At 61.7% G+C, this 15,898-nt stretch carries 18 protein-coding genes; 6 read left to right on the forward strand and 12 right to left on the reverse strand.

The window, feature by feature from the left end:
- Window positions 1-27 precede the first annotated feature (27 nt).
- The 5 genes from nuoF to RHP75_RS20220 are packed head-to-tail and all read right to left on the reverse strand — an operon-like array spanning window position 28 to window position 4,824.
- Window positions 28-1,377, reverse strand: a complete 1,350-nt coding sequence (gene nuoF, locus RHP75_RS20200) for an NADH-quinone oxidoreductase subunit NuoF (protein ID WP_311092004.1) — start codon at window positions 1,375-1,377, stop codon at window positions 28-30.
- A gap of 5 nt (window positions 1,378-1,382) precedes the next feature.
- The gene (nuoE, locus tag RHP75_RS20205; protein WP_257776595.1) at window positions 1,383-1,883 is read right to left on the reverse strand and encodes an NADH-quinone oxidoreductase subunit NuoE; all 501 of its coding nucleotides are present in this window, start codon (window positions 1,881-1,883) and stop codon (window positions 1,383-1,385) included.
- A 1-nt stretch (window position 1,884) separates the two neighbouring features.
- Window positions 1,885-3,666, reverse strand: a complete 1,782-nt coding sequence (gene nuoC, locus RHP75_RS20210) for an NADH-quinone oxidoreductase subunit C/D (protein WP_311089759.1) — start codon at window positions 3,664-3,666, stop codon at window positions 1,885-1,887.
- Window positions 3,667-3,722: 56 nt separating this feature from the next.
- Window positions 3,723-4,400: an NADH-quinone oxidoreductase subunit B gene (locus RHP75_RS20215; protein WP_311089760.1), complete on the reverse strand. Its 678-nt coding sequence runs from the start codon at window positions 4,398-4,400 to the stop codon at window positions 3,723-3,725.
- Window positions 4,401-4,410: 10 nt separating this feature from the next.
- Window positions 4,411-4,824: an NADH-quinone oxidoreductase subunit A gene (locus RHP75_RS20220; RefSeq protein ID WP_090379694.1), complete on the reverse strand. Its 414-nt coding sequence runs from the start codon at window positions 4,822-4,824 to the stop codon at window positions 4,411-4,413.
- A gap of 268 nt (window positions 4,825-5,092) precedes the next feature.
- On the opposite strand from RHP75_RS20220, the gene RHP75_RS20225 reads away from it, so the two are divergent.
- From RHP75_RS20225 to RHP75_RS20235, 3 genes are all read left to right on the forward strand, one after another.
- On the forward strand, window positions 5,093-6,019 hold the full coding sequence (locus tag RHP75_RS20225) for a hydrogen peroxide-inducible genes activator (protein ID WP_311089761.1): 927 nt from the start codon (window positions 5,093-5,095) through the stop codon (window positions 6,017-6,019).
- 8 nt (window positions 6,020-6,027) lie between these two features.
- Window positions 6,028-8,103, forward strand: coding sequence for an ATP-dependent DNA helicase RecG (recG, locus tag RHP75_RS20230; protein ID WP_311089762.1), 2,076 nt, complete (start codon window positions 6,028-6,030; stop codon window positions 8,101-8,103).
- A 90-nt stretch (window positions 8,104-8,193) separates the two neighbouring features.
- Window positions 8,194-9,600: an HDOD domain-containing protein gene (locus tag RHP75_RS20235; RefSeq protein ID WP_311089763.1), complete on the forward strand. Its 1,407-nt coding sequence runs from the start codon at window positions 8,194-8,196 to the stop codon at window positions 9,598-9,600.
- A 55-nt stretch (window positions 9,601-9,655) separates the two neighbouring features.
- Here RHP75_RS20235 and RHP75_RS20240 read toward each other — a convergent pair whose 3' ends face one another.
- From RHP75_RS20240 to RHP75_RS20270, 7 genes are all read right to left on the reverse strand, one after another.
- A complete protein-coding gene (locus RHP75_RS20240; RefSeq protein ID WP_311089764.1) occupies window positions 9,656-10,393 on the reverse strand; it encodes a hypothetical protein in 738 nt (245 codons plus the stop codon).
- Window positions 10,394-10,472: 79 nt separating this feature from the next.
- Window positions 10,473-10,865, reverse strand: a complete 393-nt coding sequence (locus RHP75_RS20245) for a helicase (protein WP_311089765.1) — start codon at window positions 10,863-10,865, stop codon at window positions 10,473-10,475.
- A gap of 140 nt (window positions 10,866-11,005) precedes the next feature.
- Window positions 11,006-11,278: an HU family DNA-binding protein gene (locus tag RHP75_RS20250; protein ID WP_090250753.1), complete on the reverse strand. Its 273-nt coding sequence runs from the start codon at window positions 11,276-11,278 to the stop codon at window positions 11,006-11,008.
- 186 nt (window positions 11,279-11,464) lie between these two features.
- Window positions 11,465-12,613: an FAD-dependent oxidoreductase gene (locus RHP75_RS20255; protein ID WP_311089766.1), complete on the reverse strand. Its 1,149-nt coding sequence runs from the start codon at window positions 12,611-12,613 to the stop codon at window positions 11,465-11,467.
- A gap of 63 nt (window positions 12,614-12,676) precedes the next feature.
- Entirely contained in the window at window positions 12,677-12,844 is a 168-nt protein-coding gene (locus tag RHP75_RS20260) for a rubredoxin (protein WP_090379673.1), read from the reverse strand.
- A 253-nt stretch (window positions 12,845-13,097) separates the two neighbouring features.
- Complete coding sequence (locus tag RHP75_RS20265) at window positions 13,098-13,265, reverse strand: rubredoxin (RefSeq protein ID WP_090240746.1); 168 nt, start codon at window positions 13,263-13,265, stop codon at window positions 13,098-13,100.
- Window positions 13,266-13,306: 41 nt separating this feature from the next.
- Window positions 13,307-13,441 (reverse strand): hypothetical protein, encoded by a 135-nt coding sequence (locus RHP75_RS20270; protein WP_311089767.1) that lies wholly within the window; start codon window positions 13,439-13,441, stop codon window positions 13,307-13,309.
- 39 nt (window positions 13,442-13,480) lie between these two features.
- Here RHP75_RS20270 and RHP75_RS20275 point away from each other — a divergent pair, with 39 nt between their 5' ends.
- From RHP75_RS20275 to phoB, 3 genes are all read left to right on the forward strand, one after another.
- Window positions 13,481-14,035 (forward strand): chorismate lyase, encoded by a 555-nt coding sequence (locus tag RHP75_RS20275; protein ID WP_311089768.1) that lies wholly within the window; start codon window positions 13,481-13,483, stop codon window positions 14,033-14,035.
- A 125-nt stretch (window positions 14,036-14,160) separates the two neighbouring features.
- Entirely contained in the window at window positions 14,161-15,054 is an 894-nt protein-coding gene (gene ubiA, locus RHP75_RS20280) for a 4-hydroxybenzoate octaprenyltransferase (RefSeq protein WP_311089769.1), read from the forward strand.
- Window positions 15,055-15,145: 91 nt separating this feature from the next.
- Entirely contained in the window at window positions 15,146-15,835 is a 690-nt protein-coding gene (phoB, locus tag RHP75_RS20285) for a phosphate regulon transcriptional regulator PhoB (protein WP_090379663.1), read from the forward strand.
- The last annotated feature ends 63 nt before the right edge of the window (window positions 15,836-15,898 follow it).

Consider the following 15,898-nt stretch of genomic DNA (forward strand, 5'->3'; position numbering starts at 1 on the left):
GGTCAGTGGCCGCCAGAGCGCCATTTTTTACGCGGGAACGAACTGCCCCGTCGTTGCCGGAGCCGCCGAGCTGGCCACGCCAGCCTCGAACTCCGAACGGAAATACTTGATCGCACTGCCCAACGGCTCAACCGCACCTGGTGCGTGAGCGCAGAAGGTTTTGCCGGGGCCAAGGAAATTGACCAGGCCGAGCAGCGTGTCGATGTCCTGCTGCGTGCCTTGCTTGCGCTCCAGGGCGCGGAGGATCTTCACGCTCCACGGCAGGCCATCGCGGCATGGCGTACACCAGCCGCAGGATTCGCGAGCGAAGAACTCTTCCATATTGCGCAACAGCGAAACCATGCTGATGCTGTCGTCCACCGCCAGCGCCAGGCCAGTGCCCATGCGCGTACCGACCTTGCCGATTCCGCCGGCATACATCAGCGCATCCAGGTGCTCGGGCAGCAGAAAGCCGGTACCGGCACCGCCGGGTTGCCAGCACTTGAGGGTGTAGCCATCGCGCATGCCGCCGGCGTAGTCCTCGAACAGCTCGCGGGCGCTGATGCCGAAGGGCAGTTCCCACAGGCCGGGGTTTTTAACCTTGCCGGAGAAGCCCATCAGCTTGGTGCCGTGGTCTTCACTCTCGGGGCGGGCCAGGCTCTTGTACCAGTCCACGCCATTACCGACGATGGCCGGCACGTTGCACAGGGTTTCGACGTTGTTTACACAGGTCGGCTTGCCCCACACGCCGACGGCTGCCGGGAACGGTGGCTTGGCACGCGGGTTGGCGCGGCGGCCTTCGAGGGAGTTGATCAGTGCGGTTTCTTCACCGCAGATATAGCGCCCGGCACCGGTGTGCACGAACAGTTCGAAATCGAAACCGCTGCCGAGGATGTTCTTGCCCAGCAGGCCGGCGGCCTTGGCTTCCTCGATGGCGCGATTCAGATTCGCCGCCGCATCGACGTACTCGCCGCGCAGAAAGATGTAGCCGCGATAGGCTTTCAGCGCACGCGCACTGATCAGCATGCCCTCCACCAACAAGTGCGGCAGCTGCTCCATCAGCATGCGGTCCTTCCAGGTATTCGGTTCCATCTCGTCCGCGTTGCACAGCAGGTAGCGGATGTTCATGGATTCGTCGGCCGGCATCAGGCCCCACTTCACCCCGGTGGGGAAGCCGGCACCGCCACGGCCCTTGAGGCCGGAATCTTTCACCGTCTGCACGATGTCGGCCTGGGCCATTTCGCTCAGCGCTTTGCGTGCGGCGGCGTAGCCGTTCTTCGCTTGGTATTCCTCCAGCCATACGGGCTGGGCGTCGTCACGCAGGCGCCAGGTCAGCGGATGAGTCTCTTCACTGCGGGTGATGCGGTTGGCCGGGCCGATGGAGGTCAGCGTTTTCATACCATTCATTGGTAGACCTCCAGCAGTTGAGCCACGCCACTTGGTTGCACGTCGCCAAAGGTGTCGTCATCGATCATCAGCGCCGGGGCCTTGTCGCAGTTGCCCAGGCAGCACACCGGCAGCAGGGTAAAGCGGTTGTCGGTGGTGGTCTGACCGAGGCCGATACCGAGCTGTTTCTGCATCTCAGCGACGACCGACTCATGGCCACCGACATAGCAGGTCATGCTGTCGCATACACGGATGATGTGGCGGCCCACCGGCTGACGGAAAATCTGACTATAGAAGGTGGCTACGCCTTCGACATCGCTGGCGGGAATACCGAGGATTTCGCCAATCGCATCGGCGGCACCATCCGGCACCCAGCCGCGCTCTTTCTGCACGATTTTCAAGGCTTCGATGGACGCCGCGCGCGGGTCTTCGTAATGGTGCATTTCGTGTTCGATGGCCGCACGCTCGGTTTCGCTCAGAGCAAAACGGTCGGTTTGAATCAGGGTTGTCTGGCTCATATCAGCGGTCCACGTCAGCCATAACGAAGTCGATACTGCCCAGGTACGCGATCAGGTCGGCGACCATGCTGCCGCGAATCACCGAAGGGATCTGCTGCAGGTGCGGGAAGCTCGGCGTACGAATGCGCGTGCGGTAACTCATGGTGCTGCCGTCGCTGGTCAGGTAGTAGCTGTTGATGCCCTTGGTCGCCTCGATCATCTGCAAGCTCTCGTTGGCCGGCATGACCGGGCCCCAGGAAACCTGCAGGAAGTGGGTGATCAGGGTTTCGATATGCTGCAGCGTGCGCTCTTTAGGCGGCGGCGTGGTCAGCGGGTGATCCGCCTTGTACGGGCCTTCCGGCATATTGCGCAGGCACTGGTCGATGATTTTGATGCTCTGGCGCATCTCTTCCACGCGCACCATGCAGCGGTCGTAGGCATCGCCATTGGCGGCCAGCGGCACTTCGAACTCGAAGTTCTCGTAGCCGGAATACGGCCGCGCCTTGCGCAGGTCGAAGTCGCAGCCAGTGGCGCGCAGACCGGCGCCAGTGGTGCCCCACTCCAGCGCTTCCTTGGTGTTGTACTGCGCCACACCGATGGTCCGCGCCTTGAGAATGCTGTTCTTCAGCGCAGCTTTCTCATATTCGTCGAGGCGCTTGGGCAGCCAGTCGACGAACTCCTTGACCAGTTTGTCCCAGCCGCGCGGCAGGTCATGGGCGACACCGCCAATGCGGTACCAGGCCGGGTGCAGGCGGAAACCAGTGATGGCTTCGATCACCTTGTAGGCGCGCTGGCGGTCGGTGAAGGTGAAGAACACCGGAGTCATCGCGCCGACGTCCTGGATATAGGTACCGAGGAACAGCAGGTGACTGGTGATGCGGAAGAACTCGGCCAGCATGATACGAATCACGTCGACCCGCTGCGGCACGGTGATGCCCGCGAGCTTTTCCACCGCCAACACATACGGCAGGTTGTTCATCACCCCGCCGAGGTAGTCGATGCGGTCGGTGTAGGGAATAAAGCTGTGCCAAGACTGGCGCTCGGCCATTTTCTCGGCACCACGGTGGTGGTAACCGATTTCCGGTACGCAATCGACGATCTCTTCACCGTCGAGCTGCAGAATGATGCGGAAGGCACCATGGGCCGACGGGTGGTTGGGGCCGAGGTTGAGGAACATATAGTCCTCATGCTCGCTGCCGCGCTTCATGCCCCAGTCTTCCGGCTTGAAGCGCGCGGCTTCTTCTTCCAGCTGCTGCTTGGCCAGGGTCAGGCTGAACGGATCGAACTCGGTGGCGCGCGCCGGGTAGTCCTTGCGCAGCGGGTGACCTTCCCAGGTCGGCGGCATCATGATCCGCGTCAGGTGCGGGTGGCCGCTGAAGTGGATGCCGTAGAGGTCCCAGACTTCGCGCTCATACCAGTTGGCGTTGGGCCAGATGCTGGTGACGCTGGGTAGATTGAGGTCACGCTCGGACAGAGCGACCTTGATCATCACGTCGCTGTTCCGCTCCAGCGACATCAGGTGATAGAACACGGTGAAATCCGCATCCGGCAGACCGCGACGCTGGGTGCGCAGACGCTCGTCGACGCCATGCAGGTCATACAGCATGACGTAGGGACGCGGCAGGTTGCGCAGAAAGGTCAGTATCTCGACCAGGCGCTCGCGGACCACCCACAGCACCGGCATGCCGGTACGGGTGCTCTGTGCGGTAAAGGCCTCGGCGCCAAAACGGGAATTCAGTTCGACGACCACATCTTGGTCGTCAGCCTTGTACGGCGGTATGGACAGAATGCTGTCTGCAGTCATGGTCTCGGTCGCTATCGGTCAACGGCGTCAGTAGGCGGGCTCAGTCGAGCCCAGGCTCACACTTCGTCGGGGCTGCGCAGATTGGTCACGGCGATGCGCTCGGCGCGGCGCTGTTCTTTCTGCGAAGGCATGTCGGCACGGTAAACACCCTGATCACCGACCACCCAGGACATCGGCCGGCGCTCCTGACCAATGGATTCCTGCAGCAGCATCAAGCCCTGCAGAAATGCCTCCGGACGCGGCGGGCAACCGGGAATATAGACGTCGACCGGCAGGAACTTGTCGACTCCCTGGACCACGGAGTAGATGTCGTACATGCCGCCAGAATTGGCGCAGGAGCCCATCGAGATCACCCACTTGGGTTCTAGCATCTGCTCGTACAGGCGCTGGATGACCGGAGCCATCTTGATGAAGCAGGTGCCGGCGATGACCATGAAGTCCGCCTGGCGTGGGGAGGCTCGAATCACTTCCGCACCAAACCGCGCCACGTCATGCGGCGCAGTAAAGGCGGTGGTCATTTCCACATAGCAGCAGGACAAACCGAAGTTATACGGCCACAGGGAGTTCTTGCGCCCCCAGTTCACTGCGCCATTGAGAACATCGGCAAGTTTGCCCATGTAGATGTTCTTGTGGACTTGATCGTCTAACAGCGGGTCGGAAACAGTCTCCCGCTCGCCGACCGGATAGCGCTCATTGGGCGCATCCGGATCGATCCGAGTAAGTTTGTAGTGCATCGCCAAAGCCTCATTGTTTTAGCTTCGCCTGCCGCTCGCGACGGCCCTGAGGTGCCCAATCGAGCGCCCCGATCCGCCAAAGGTAGACAAGACCTGCCAACAGAATTGCTATAAAGACTGTAGCTTCGATCAGCCCAGCCCAGCCGCTTTCGCGCACCGAAACTGCCCAAGCGAAGAGAAAGAGGGCTTCAACGTCGAAGATCACGAAGAGCATCGCGACCAGATAGAATTTGGCTGACAAGCGCAGACGCGCGCTGCCGACGGGCAACATGCCGGACTCAAAGGGCTCATTCTTGCTGCGACCCCAGGCTTTGCTACCCAGCAGGCTGGACAGCCCAAGCATGAACGCAATGAGCCCGAAGACTCCCAGCAGGAACACAGCAAAAGCCCAGTTATGGGACATGGTCGTTACCGCATCAGGCATGCCGGTACTCCTTGGGTGAAAGGAACGGCTTGTATAATTTTATTGTGGCGAACGCAAAACCCGGCCTGGGTCGCTCGCAAAGTATGGTCGCAATTCTATGCGCACAACGCTTTAGTAACTAATTATTTTCTGTTCACAAAGCGACATTAAAGCGTAGCCAATCGCCAAAACTGCTTCGCCTCTTCAACCACGGGGGCTGAAGCGCATCAACAGTTGGTTCCATTGAATACAGCCGCTATGCTTGGCTGCATCTCAATGGATAAAGACTATGACCCTCACCGAACTGCGCTACATAGTCACCCTCGCTCAGGAACAGCACTTCGGCCGCGCCGCCGAGCGTTGCCATGTCAGCCAGCCGACGCTGTCGGTGGGGGTGAAGAAGCTCGAAGATGAGCTGGGCGTGCTGATCTTCGAACGCAGCAAGAGCGCAGTGCGCCTGACTCCGGTCGGTGAGGGCATCGTCACCCAGGCGCAGAAGGTGCTGGAGCAGGCCCAGGGCATTCGCGAGCTGGCCCAGGCCGGCAAGAACCAGATGGCTGCGCCGCTGAAAATCGGCGCAATCTACACCGTCGGCCCTTATCTGTTCCCGCATCTGATTCCGCAACTGCATCGCGTCGCCCCGCAGATGCCGCTATATATCGAAGAGAACTTCACCCACGTACTGCGCGACAAACTGCGCAACGGCGAGCTGGATGCGATCATCATCGCCCTGCCCTTCCACGAAGCCGATGTGCTGACCAAGCCGCTGTACGACGAGCCGTTCTACGCCCTGCTGCCAGCCGGCCACCCCTGGGCCGCAATGAAGACTATCGACAGCAAGCTGTTGAATGACAAGAGCCTGCTGCTGCTCGGCGAAGGTCACTGCTTCCGCGATCAGGTGCTGGAAGCCTGCCCGACCCTGCGCAAGGGCGGCGAAGACAGCGTCAAGCACACCACGGTGGAATCCAGCTCGCTGGAAACCATCCGCCATATGGTCGCCTCGGGCCTCGGCGTATCGATCCTGCCGTTCTCTGCGGTCGACAGCCACCACTACGCTCCCGGCGTGATTGAAGTGCGTCCGCTTAGCGCGCCCGCGCCATTCCGCACCGTGGCCATCGCCTGGCGTGCCAGCTTCCCGCGGCCGAATGCCATCGAAGTGCTGACCGACTCGATTCGCCTATGCTCGGTGGCCAAACCACTGCCCAAGAGCAGCTAAAACAGGCCATGACCGAACTGGCCGCGGTTTCTGTCACCGCGCTGAAAGGCGTGGGGGCGGCCCTGGCCGAAAAGCTCGCCAAGGTTGGCCTGGAAACCCTGCAGGACGTGCTGTTTCACCTGCCGCTGCGTTATCAGGACCGCACCCGCATCGTGCCGATTGGCGCGCTGCGCCCTGGTCAGGATGCCGTGGTGGAAGGGATTGTCGCCGGCGCCGATGTGGTGATGGGGCGCCGCCGTAGCCTGCTGGTACGCCTGCAGGACGGCAGCGGCACCCTCTCCTTGCGCTTCTACCATTTCAGCCAGGCACAGAAGGAAGGCCTCAAGCGCGGCACCCAGGTCCGCTGCTACGGTGAAGTACGCCCCGGCTCCTCGGGCCTGGAAATCTATCACCCGGAATACCGCGCGCTGTCCGGCAGCGAACCGATTGCCGTGGAACAGACCCTGACGCCGATCTACCCGACCACCGAAGGCCTGACCCAGCAGCGCCTGCGCCAGCTCAGTGAACAAGCCCTGGCACGCCTCGGCCCGCACAGCCTGCCGGATTGGCTGCCGCGCGAACTAGCTGACGATTACCAGCTCAGCCCGCTCGACCAAGCCATCCGTTACCTGCATCGACCGCCGCCGGATGCCGACCTGGAAGAACTCGCCGAAGGCCGCCACTGGGCCCAGCACCGCCTGGCGTTCGAAGAGTTGCTGACCCACCAACTGTCGCTGCAACGCCTGCGCGAAAGCGTGCGCGCGCAGCAGGCTCCAGCGCTGCCCCTGGCGAAACGCCTGCCGCAGCAATACCTGGCCAACCTGGGCTTTACCCCGACCGGTGCACAGCAGCGCGTCGGCGCGGAAATCGCCTATGACCTCAGCCAGAACGAGCCGATGCTGCGCCTGGTGCAAGGCGATGTAGGCGCCGGCAAGACCGTGGTCGCTGCCTTTGCCGCACTGCAGGCGCTAGAAGCCGGTTATCAGGTCGCGCTGATGGCGCCGACCGAGATTCTTGCCGAGCAGCATTTCATCAACTTCAGCAAATGGCTGGCGCCGCTGGGCATCGAAGTCGCCTGGCTGGCCGGCAAACTCAAGGGCAAGGCCCGCGCCAGCGCTTTGGAGCAAATCGCCGCCGGCGCGCCCATGGTAGTTGGCACCCACGCACTGTTTCAGGATGAAGTGCGCTTTGCCAAGCTCGCCCTGGTGATCATTGATGAACAGCACCGCTTCGGCGTGCAGCAGCGCCTGGCCCTGCGGCAGAAAGGCATCGGCGGACGTATGTGCCCGCACCAATTGATCATGACCGCCACACCAATCCCGCGAACCCTGGCGATGAGCGCCTACGCCGACCTCGACACCTCGATCCTCGACGAGCTGCCGCCCGGCCGTACGCCGGTGAACACCTTGGTGATCGCCGACAGTCGCCGCCTGGAAGTAGTCGAGCGCGTGCGCCTGGCCTGCAATGAAGGGCGTCAGGCTTATTGGGTGTGCACGCTGATCGAGGAATCCGAAGAGCTGACCTGCCAGGCCGCGGAAACCACTTTCGAGGATTTATCGGCGGCGCTCGGCGGGCTGAATGTCGGACTGATTCACGGACGCATGAAGCCTGCGGAAAAAGCCGCAGTGATGGATCAGTTCAAGCAGGGTCAACTGCAGCTGCTGGTGGCCACCACGGTGATCGAAGTCGGCGTCGACGTGCCCAATGCCAGCCTGATGATCATCGAGAATCCGGAACGCCTGGGTCTGGCCCAGCTGCATCAGCTGCGCGGCCGGGTCGGGCGCGGCAGTGCCGCCAGCCATTGTCTGCTGCTCTATCACCCGCCGTTATCGCAGCTGGGCCGTGAACGTCTGGCAATCATGCGCGAGACCTGCGATGGCTTTGTTATCGCCGAAAAAGACCTGGAGCTACGCGGCCCCGGCGAGATGCTCGGCACCCGCCAGACCGGCTTGCTGCAGTTCAAAGTCGCCGACCTGATGCGTGATGCAGACCTACTTCCATCAGTGCGCGATGCCGCGCAAGCGCTGCTGGAACACTGGCCGCAGCATGTCAGCCCCTTACTTGAACGCTGGCTACGACATGGCCAACAATACGGACAAGTGTGAACCGACGCACAGGACAACCGTCGCCTGCGCCGCATTTTACTCATCCCGCTGTTTATACTCGGGGTACTGCTACTTCTGCTGGATACCGTCATGACCGAACTTGCCCTTGCTCCCGACACCGCTCCGCGCCCGCCAGCGGTGATTCTGCAGTTGCTGGAGAAGCTCGGCCTGCCCTACCAAATCTGTCGCGACCTGCCCGGCCTGCCAGTCGCTCAACGCCTGCAAGCGGTATTGCTGGATGACGCGGTGGGCGCACTACTGGTGCTTTATCCGCAGAGCCAGCTACTCGACCTCAATCGCCTGACCGAACTGACCGGCCGCCAACTGACCGCAGTCAAGCCAGAGCGTCTGGAGCGCATGCTAGGCAAACACAGCCTGAAGGTGTTGCCTGGCCTGCCACCGCTAACCAGCTCGCCCTGCCTGTATGACGAACGCCTGCTGCAGGTGCCCAGCCTGTATATCGAATCCGGCCAGCCTGGTGTATTGCTGGAGTTGAATACCGAGGCTTTCAAGAGCCTGCTAAGCAAGGCCAGTGCCGCACGTTTCGGCGAGCCGCTGAGCAATATCCGCCTGAACCTCGATCGCCCGGACGACGACCGCGCCGAGATCACCCAGGCGGTGCAGGCCTTTACCGCACGACGCATCCAGCAACGCCTGGAAGAAACCATCGAAATTCCGCCGCTGCCGGAAACCGCGCAGAAAATCATCAAGCTACGTGTCGACCCGGACGCCACCGTGGATGACATCACCGGCGTAGTCGAAACCGACCCGGCGCTGGCCGCCCAGGTGGTCAGCTGGGCGGCCTCGCCCTACTACGCCGCGCCGGGCAAGATCCGTTCGGTGGAAGATGCCATCGTTCGCGTGTTGGGCTTTGATCTGGTAATCAACCTGGCTCTCGGCCTGGCCCTGGGCAAGACTTTGAGCCTGCCCAAGGATCATCCACAACAGGCCACCCCCTATTGGCAGCAGGCGATCTACAGCGCTGCGGTGATTGAGGGACTGACCCGCGCCATCCCGCGCGCGCAGCGTCCGGAAGCAGGCCTGACCTACCTGGCCGGCTTACTGCACAACTTCGGTTATCTGGTGCTGGCGCATGTGTTTCCGCCGCATTTCTCGCTGATCTGTCGCCATCTGGAGGTCAACCCGCACCTGTCGCACAGCTATATCGAGCAGCATCTACTCGGCATCAGCCGCGAACAGATCGGCGCCTGGCTGATGCGTTACTGGGATATGCCGGAAGAGCTGGCCAGCGCCCTGCGCTTCCAGCACGACCCTGAGTACAGCGGCGCACATGCCACCTACCCGAACCTGGTGTGCCTGTCGGTCAGCCTGCTGCGCAATCGCGGCATCGGTGCCGGCCCGCAGAGCGAGATTCCGCAAAGCCTGTTCGACAACCTCGGCATCAGCCGCGAGAAAGCCGAAGAAGCCGTAAGCAAGGTGCTGGCCGCCGAAGTCGCGCTGCGCGAACTGGCCGCGCAATTCCATCCAGCCCACTAAAGCTGCAGAAAACACAAAGGGGCCTGCGGGCCCCTTTGTCGTTTCAGTCGAATGATTACTTCTTTAGCTGTGCACGTCGTGCGGCGAACAGTTCCGGCAGCACCTGCACGCTACCGTCGAGCAACTGCGCCACGGCTGGCTGCTCATACAGGGCAGCATAGTCGGCCAGTTTTTCGCTGGGCATCTGCCGGTAGGCATAGAGCATAAAAGACTCCACCGCCTCGGCGCTGGAGGCTCGCAGCGCATCTTCCTGCGCCTTGGTCTGAGCGCTCAGGGCCTTCTCATCGATGCTTTCACCACGGCCCTGCAAGGCCAGAAACGCTTGGGTCTTGCCGACTTCATAGCGCAACAGGGTGGCCAGGGTGGTGGTGTGTGCGGCGGCATCCAGACGCCGCACCAGAGCCATGCGCTCCTCACGCGGCGGGCGCTCGCCCAGTTGTTTGCGATAGGCCGCCAGACCGTCTGCACCGCCCTCGCCCACAGCACGCTCGGCGGCGGTAAATCCCTGCGCCAGCGGGCTTTCCAGCAGACTCTTGGCCTGTTCCAGCTGGGTTTGGTCGAGCTTGCCGGTCAGTTTCTTGGCCAAGTCCAGACACAGCGCATCGGCGGCAAACACCTTAGCCAACTGCGCTTGCTGTTTATCGCTCAGACCACGCTGCACCAGCGGGGCGCTCTGCTCGCAAAGCAAACGAATACCGGCCAGCTCGAATAACGGCGCAAAGGCTTCGGCTTTGGGAGGCGCGGCATGGGCAAGGGAGGTGGAAAACAGCAGGGCACTCAGCAGCAGACGCATGGGCAAACTCTCACTAGGGCTATGCCCAGCCTAGCGAATGCAGTGCGCGCAGGCCAGCCCTGGCGCGCACTGCTGCGAATCAGGCAGCTTTTTTGGCAGCGTCTTTCTTTTTCGGCATCAGGTATTTGGTCAGACCCTGGAACCAGATCACCAACGCCGGGTTGCCTTGAATCTGGATATCCTTGTTCTGGATGCCCTGCATAAACGCCAACTGCTTGTTTTTCGCGTTCATGGTGGCGAAGCCGTAGGCGGCATCTTTGAAGCCAAGGGCGAAGGCAGGCTCAATAGCCGGGCCGCGCTTGCTGGTGATGCGCTGGTCTTTGACGATGAAGTGACGGGCGACTTTACCGTCCAGAGTGTGCAGCTGAAAGACCATATTGCGGTCAGCCAGTTGCTGTTGGAATGCCGGGTTTTCACGGCTGGCCTTGGCCATCAGACGGCCCAGCATCCACAGAAGAAAACGGAATTTCATGCGCGAGGCCTCGCAAAGGGTAGGGAAAAGGCGGCGCATTGTAGCGGCTTGCGGCAGGTACTACATCCGGCTGAAAGAAGGGCGTGAACACGCTGGCCGGGATGGTGCAGCCCGAGGCCAAAGGCCCCGGGCCTGAGGACTCAGTTGACCGCGTCTTTCAGGGACTTGCCCGGTTTGAAGGCGACGGTGTTGCTGGCCTTGATCTTTACCGGCTCGCCGGTTTGCGGATTTTTACCGGTGCGAGCACCGCGGTGGCGTTGCACGAAAGTACCGAAGCCCACCAGGGTGACGCTGTCCTTGCGGTTCAGTGCGTTGGTGATTTCTTCGAGTACCGCGTTAAGTACACGGTTTGCCTGATCTTTAGTCAGATCCGCCTTATCGGCGATGGCGGCGGCGAGTTCCGGTTTACGCATAAATGCCTCTTTACGGTTTTTTGTTGTTGTGTCCGGGCTGCTCTGCGCGAGCAGATACCAAGGCGCCGCAACAGCTCTAGGCTGCGGCAGACTGAGGGAGGATGGCATGCCATTGGGCCCTGCGCCAGTCTTGTCCGACAGTTAAACCAGGCAATTTTGTGGCATATCCGACAGAACGACCGCCATTCAGGCCAAAAGCGCAGGCAATAGCTTATTCAGGGCCAATTTATCCTGCACGGCCGTACCGGTGAGCGCGTAGCCGAGTAGCGCGCCACTGCTGTCATGGCACAGCGCCTTTATATCGGCGCCGCTGCCTTCAACGCTCCACTCGCCTTGCAGGCCGCGCGGTGGCGGCGATACCACCAGCGGACAGACCGGGGTTTTTACCGTGACCGGCATCGGCCCGTAGCTTACCGCCGTCGGCGTACCAGCCAGGGTTTGCGCCAGGGCACGGGCGCTGGTCATCAGCGGCATGACATAGAGCAGGTTGATCCCATCAACCTCAGCGCAATCGCCCATGGCATAGATATTGGCGTGGGAGGTACGCAGCTGGCGGTCGACCACCACCCCGCGATTGACCGCCAGCCCGGCGGCAGCGGCCAGCTCAATACGCGGACGTAGGCCTACAGCTGACAGCACCAGGTCGCACTCAATCAGCGTGCCGTCGGACAGATGCGCTTCCAACGCATCACCTTTGTGATTCAGGCTGGCCAACACCGGCCCGAGGTGGAAACGCGCGCCCAACCCTTCCAGACCGGCTTGAACCGCGGCGGCGGCAGCCGGATGCAGCAGGCCGGGCATTACCTGCTCGCAGGGTGCCACCAGCTCGACCTGATAGCCGCCCAGGCTCAGGTCATTGGCAAACTCACAACCGATCAGCCCGGCGCCCAATAGCAGAACGCGCTGCTTGCCTGCAGCGGCGCTACGAAAACGCGCGTAATCCTCCAGATCATTGATCGAGAAAATCGCATCATCGGCATCACCTTCGACCGGCACACGAATCACCTCGGCGCCCCAGGCCAGGATCAGGTCGCGATAAGGCACAGCCTCTTCGCCGATCCACAGCTGCTTGTGGCCCGCATCGATGCCGCTGATGCGGGTATGGGTGCGAATTTCCGCGTTGAGCTGATCGGCCATGGCGCCCGGTTCGGCCATGCTCAGGCCATCGGCATCCTTGTTTTTGGCAAAGCCGGTGGACAGCATGGGTTTGGAATACGAGCGACCGTCGTCAGCGGTGATCAGCAGCAGCGGAGTCTCGCTGTCCAGCTTGCGGAACTCACGGGCCAGGTTGTAGCCGGCCAGGCCGGTGCCGACGATGACGACAGGTGCACTCATACTGCATTCCTCACACAGGCCGCGCACTGCAGCGGCCGTAATAGATTTTGGGGCTGACGCGGCTCAGGCGATTTCGATCATCTCGAAATCCAGCTTGCCGACGCCACAATCAGGGCACAGCCAATCGGCGGGAATGTCTTCCCAGGCCGTACCAGGGGCGATGCCTTCCTCGGGCAGGCCGAGGGCTTCGTCATAGATAAAACCGCACACCACACACTGCCACTTACGCATAACCACCTCGTCGCTTATTCAGCTCGTTGGGGTATTCAGTATGGGCACTCGCCAAACAAAACGGCGACCCTTGGGTCGCCGCCTAGAGCAGTATCTACTTAGAACCTGTTTCAGATCTCGCGAGCTAGAGCGATGCAAGGCAAAAACAGGCGAGAAAGCGAAGTTTACGGCTGTAAATGAGCATTTCGAGACGCCGCGTCCCGGCCTGTTTTTAACGCAGCAGCGCCGACGCGCAGCAGATCGGAGACGGTTCTTAGCCGATTTCGATCATTTCAAAATCCAGCTTGCCCACGCCACAGTCAGGGCACAGCCAGTCTTCCGGGACATCTTGCCAGAGTGTACCGGCGGCGATGCCTTCATCAGGCCAGCCTTGGCTCTCGTCGTAAATCAGTCCACAGACCACACATTGCCACTTCTTCATAACTACCTCAGGCGGATCACACGGCTATTGCGCCGGGGAAACTACCGTATATGCGCAGGTGCGCCAAGCCGGCGGGCGATGAATAGCGCGCCATCGAGGCCAACCAAAGTCGGGTTGTGCACTGCATGGCGGCCAAGCGCCGCGCCTTGCACCATCTCTCCGGGCAGAGGGGTCATGTTAGACTCGCGCGCCCCTGCCTACGGTGAAACCTGCCCGTGCCCCACACCGCTCTCGCTCATCCGCCGCGCTGGCTGACTGCCAGCCAACTGCACCCTGCGCCCACTGCTGCGGTGCGCGACTGGCTGTTCAATGAGGACTCGCTGACGCGGCGACTGACCGCTCTTTCCGCCAATGGCTTCAGCGTCACCCCGCTGCACGAAGGCTGGCAGCGCCTGCGCAACGATGAGTGCAGCGCACTGGGCGTAGTCAACGGTAGCCAGGGCTGGGTGCGCGAAGTGTACCTGCGCGGCCACGACCAGCCCTGGGTCTTTGCCCGTAGCGTGGCAGCCCGTAGCGCACTGGAAGGTTCCGGCCTGGCGCTGGACCAACTCGGCAGCCGTTCACTGGGTGAGTTGCTGTTCAGCGACCGCGCCTTTGACCGTGGCGAACTGCAGGTGTGCCGCTACCCGGCGCAGTGGCTGCCAGCGGAAGCCTACAGCGAGCGCCTGTGGGCGCGGCGTTCGTGTTTTAGCCGTGGTGCTTTGGGCGTGCTGGTGGCCGAGGTCTTCCTCCCCGCGTTCTGGCAAGCCACCGAGGTCGACACGCCGTAGGGCAGATGACGCGTCACCCATCCATCGTTGCGTCCTGGGGTGGATGAAAAGCGCCCGGTCTCACCTCGCTATCCACTGCCGGCTTCCCCGTATAATCAGCCGCACCTCGCATGGAGACGCGCTCGATGTATACCCGCCTGCTGCATTCACTCAACCGCCTGCACCCACGCGCCTGGGACTTTATCCAGCTGATGCGCCTGGACAAGCCCATCGGCATCTATTTGCTGCTGTGGCCAACGCTGTGGGCCTTGTGGGTGGCGGCCGAAGGCGTACCGAGCGTGAAAAACCTGCTGATCTTCGTGTTCGGGGTGATTCTGATGCGCGCCGCCGGCTGCGTAATCAACGACTACGCCGACCGCAACTTCGACGGCCATGTCAGCCGTACCAAGGCCCGCCCGCTGGCCAGTGGCAAGGTACAGCCACGGGAGGCGCTGATCCTGTTCGCTGTACTGGTAGCAGCCAGCTTCGTACTGGTGCTGTTTACCAACGCCACCACCATCTGGCTGTCCTTTGGTGGGCTGGCCCTGGCCGCCTGCTACCCCTTTATGAAGCGCTACACCTTCTACCCGCAGGTAGTGCTGGGTGCGGCATTTTCCTGGGGTATGCCCATGGCTTTCACTGCCGAAACCGGCAGCCTGCCAGCGGAAGCCTGGCTGCTGTATATCGCCAACCTGCTGTGGACAGTGGCCTACGACACCTACTACGCCATGGCCGACCGCGAGGACGACCTGAAGATCGGCGTGCGCTCTACCGCCATTCTGTTTGGCGATGCCGACCGCCTGATCATCGTCATCCTCCAGGGCCTGGCGCTGCTCTGCCTGCTGCTGGCGGCGGCGCGCTTCGAGCTGGGCTTGTACTTCCACCTCGGTCTGCTGGCCGCGGCCGGCTGCTTTGCCTGGGAGTTTCACAAGACCCGCAACCGCAAGCCAATGGCCTGCTTCAATGCCTTTCTGCACAACCATTGGGCTGGTCTGGCAATCTTTATCGGCCTGGTAGTGGACTACGCTGTGCGCGGCTAGAAAGAAGCTTTGCCGCGCGCTTGTCATATCGCTGCAATAATTCCGTTATCTAATGCAGCCCATTACAGCGAGATGACCCGAGGCTTGACCCATGGTTGGCAAGAACATCCTGATCGTCGATGACGAAGCACCGATCCGTGAAATGATCGCCGTGGCCCTGGAAATGGCCGGCTACGAGTGCCTGGAAGCGGAAAATACCCAGCAGGCACATGCCATCATCGTCGACCGCAAACCCGATCTGATCCTGCTTGACTGGATGCTCCCTGGCACCAGCGGCATCGAACTGGCGCGTCGCCTCAAGCGCGATGAGCTGACCGGCGACATCCCGATCATCATGCTCACCGCCAAGGGCGAAGAGGACAACAAGATCCAGGGCCTGGAAGTCGGTGCCGACGACTACATCACCAAGCCGTTCTCCCCGCGCGAACTGGTCGCCCGCCTGAAAGCCGTGCTGCGCCGCGCTGGACCGACCGACAGTGAAGGGCCGATCGAAGTCGGCGGCCTGCTGCTCGACCCAGTCAGCCACCGCGTCACCATCGACGGCAAACCGGCCGAGATGGGCCCCACCGAATACCGCCTGCTGCAGTTCTTTATGACTCACCAGGAGCGCGCCTACACCCGTGGCCAGCTGCTGGATCAGGTCTGGGGCGGCAACGTGTATGTCGAGGAGCGCACTGTCGACGTGCATATCCGTCGCCTGCGCAAAGCCCTCGGCGAGGTTTACGAAAATCTGGTGCAAACCGTGCGCGGCACCGGCTATCGTTTTTCCACCAAGAGCTAAGACGGTTAGGATGGCCTGCAGACCCAACTTGGGGCTGCATAAAGGATTGATTGGCGGATGAGC

Source organism: Pseudomonas sp. SG20056 (assembly GCF_031764535.1).
Taxonomy (GTDB): Bacteria; Pseudomonadota; Gammaproteobacteria; order Pseudomonadales; family Pseudomonadaceae; genus Aquipseudomonas.

Excerpts from the sequence above, each read along its gene's own strand:
- RHP75_RS20215 (WP_311089760.1), bottom strand. The coding sequence starts at position 4,400 with ATGCACTACAAACTTACTCGGATCGATCCGGATGCGCCCAATGAGCGC.
- nuoE (WP_257776595.1), bottom strand. The coding sequence starts at position 1,883 with ATGAGCCAGACAACCCTGATTCAAACCGACCGTTTTGCTCTGAGCGAA.
- ubiA (WP_311089769.1), top strand. The coding sequence starts at position 14,161 with ATGTATACCCGCCTGCTGCATTCACTCAACCGCCTGCACCCACGCGCC.
- RHP75_RS20270 (WP_311089767.1), bottom strand. The coding sequence starts at position 13,441 with ATGACCCCTCTGCCCGGAGAGATGGTGCAAGGCGCGGCGCTTGGCCGC.
- nuoC (WP_311089759.1), bottom strand. The coding sequence starts at position 3,666 with ATGACTGCAGACAGCATTCTGTCCATACCGCCGTACAAGGCTGACGAC.
- phoB (WP_090379663.1), top strand. The coding sequence starts at position 15,146 with ATGGTTGGCAAGAACATCCTGATCGTCGATGACGAAGCACCGATCCGT.
- RHP75_RS20265 (WP_090240746.1), bottom strand. The coding sequence starts at position 13,265 with ATGAAGAAGTGGCAATGTGTGGTCTGTGGACTGATTTACGACGAGAGC.
- RHP75_RS20255 (WP_311089766.1), bottom strand. The coding sequence starts at position 12,613 with ATGAGTGCACCTGTCGTCATCGTCGGCACCGGCCTGGCCGGCTACAAC.
- RHP75_RS20235 (WP_311089763.1), top strand. The coding sequence starts at position 8,194 with ATGACCGAACTTGCCCTTGCTCCCGACACCGCTCCGCGCCCGCCAGCG.
- nuoF (WP_311092004.1), bottom strand. The coding sequence starts at position 1,377 with ATGAAAACGCTGACCTCCATCGGCCCGGCCAACCGCATCACCCGCAGT.
- RHP75_RS20240 (WP_311089764.1), bottom strand. The coding sequence starts at position 10,393 with ATGCGTCTGCTGCTGAGTGCCCTGCTGTTTTCCACCTCCCTTGCCCAT.
- recG (WP_311089762.1), top strand. The coding sequence starts at position 6,028 with ATGACCGAACTGGCCGCGGTTTCTGTCACCGCGCTGAAAGGCGTGGGG.
- RHP75_RS20220 (WP_090379694.1), bottom strand. The coding sequence starts at position 4,824 with ATGCCTGATGCGGTAACGACCATGTCCCATAACTGGGCTTTTGCTGTG.
- RHP75_RS20225 (WP_311089761.1), top strand. The coding sequence starts at position 5,093 with ATGACCCTCACCGAACTGCGCTACATAGTCACCCTCGCTCAGGAACAG.
- RHP75_RS20250 (WP_090250753.1), bottom strand. The coding sequence starts at position 11,278 with ATGCGTAAACCGGAACTCGCCGCCGCCATCGCCGATAAGGCGGATCTG.
- RHP75_RS20260 (WP_090379673.1), bottom strand. The coding sequence starts at position 12,844 with ATGCGTAAGTGGCAGTGTGTGGTGTGCGGTTTTATCTATGACGAAGCC.
- RHP75_RS20245 (WP_311089765.1), bottom strand. The coding sequence starts at position 10,865 with ATGAAATTCCGTTTTCTTCTGTGGATGCTGGGCCGTCTGATGGCCAAG.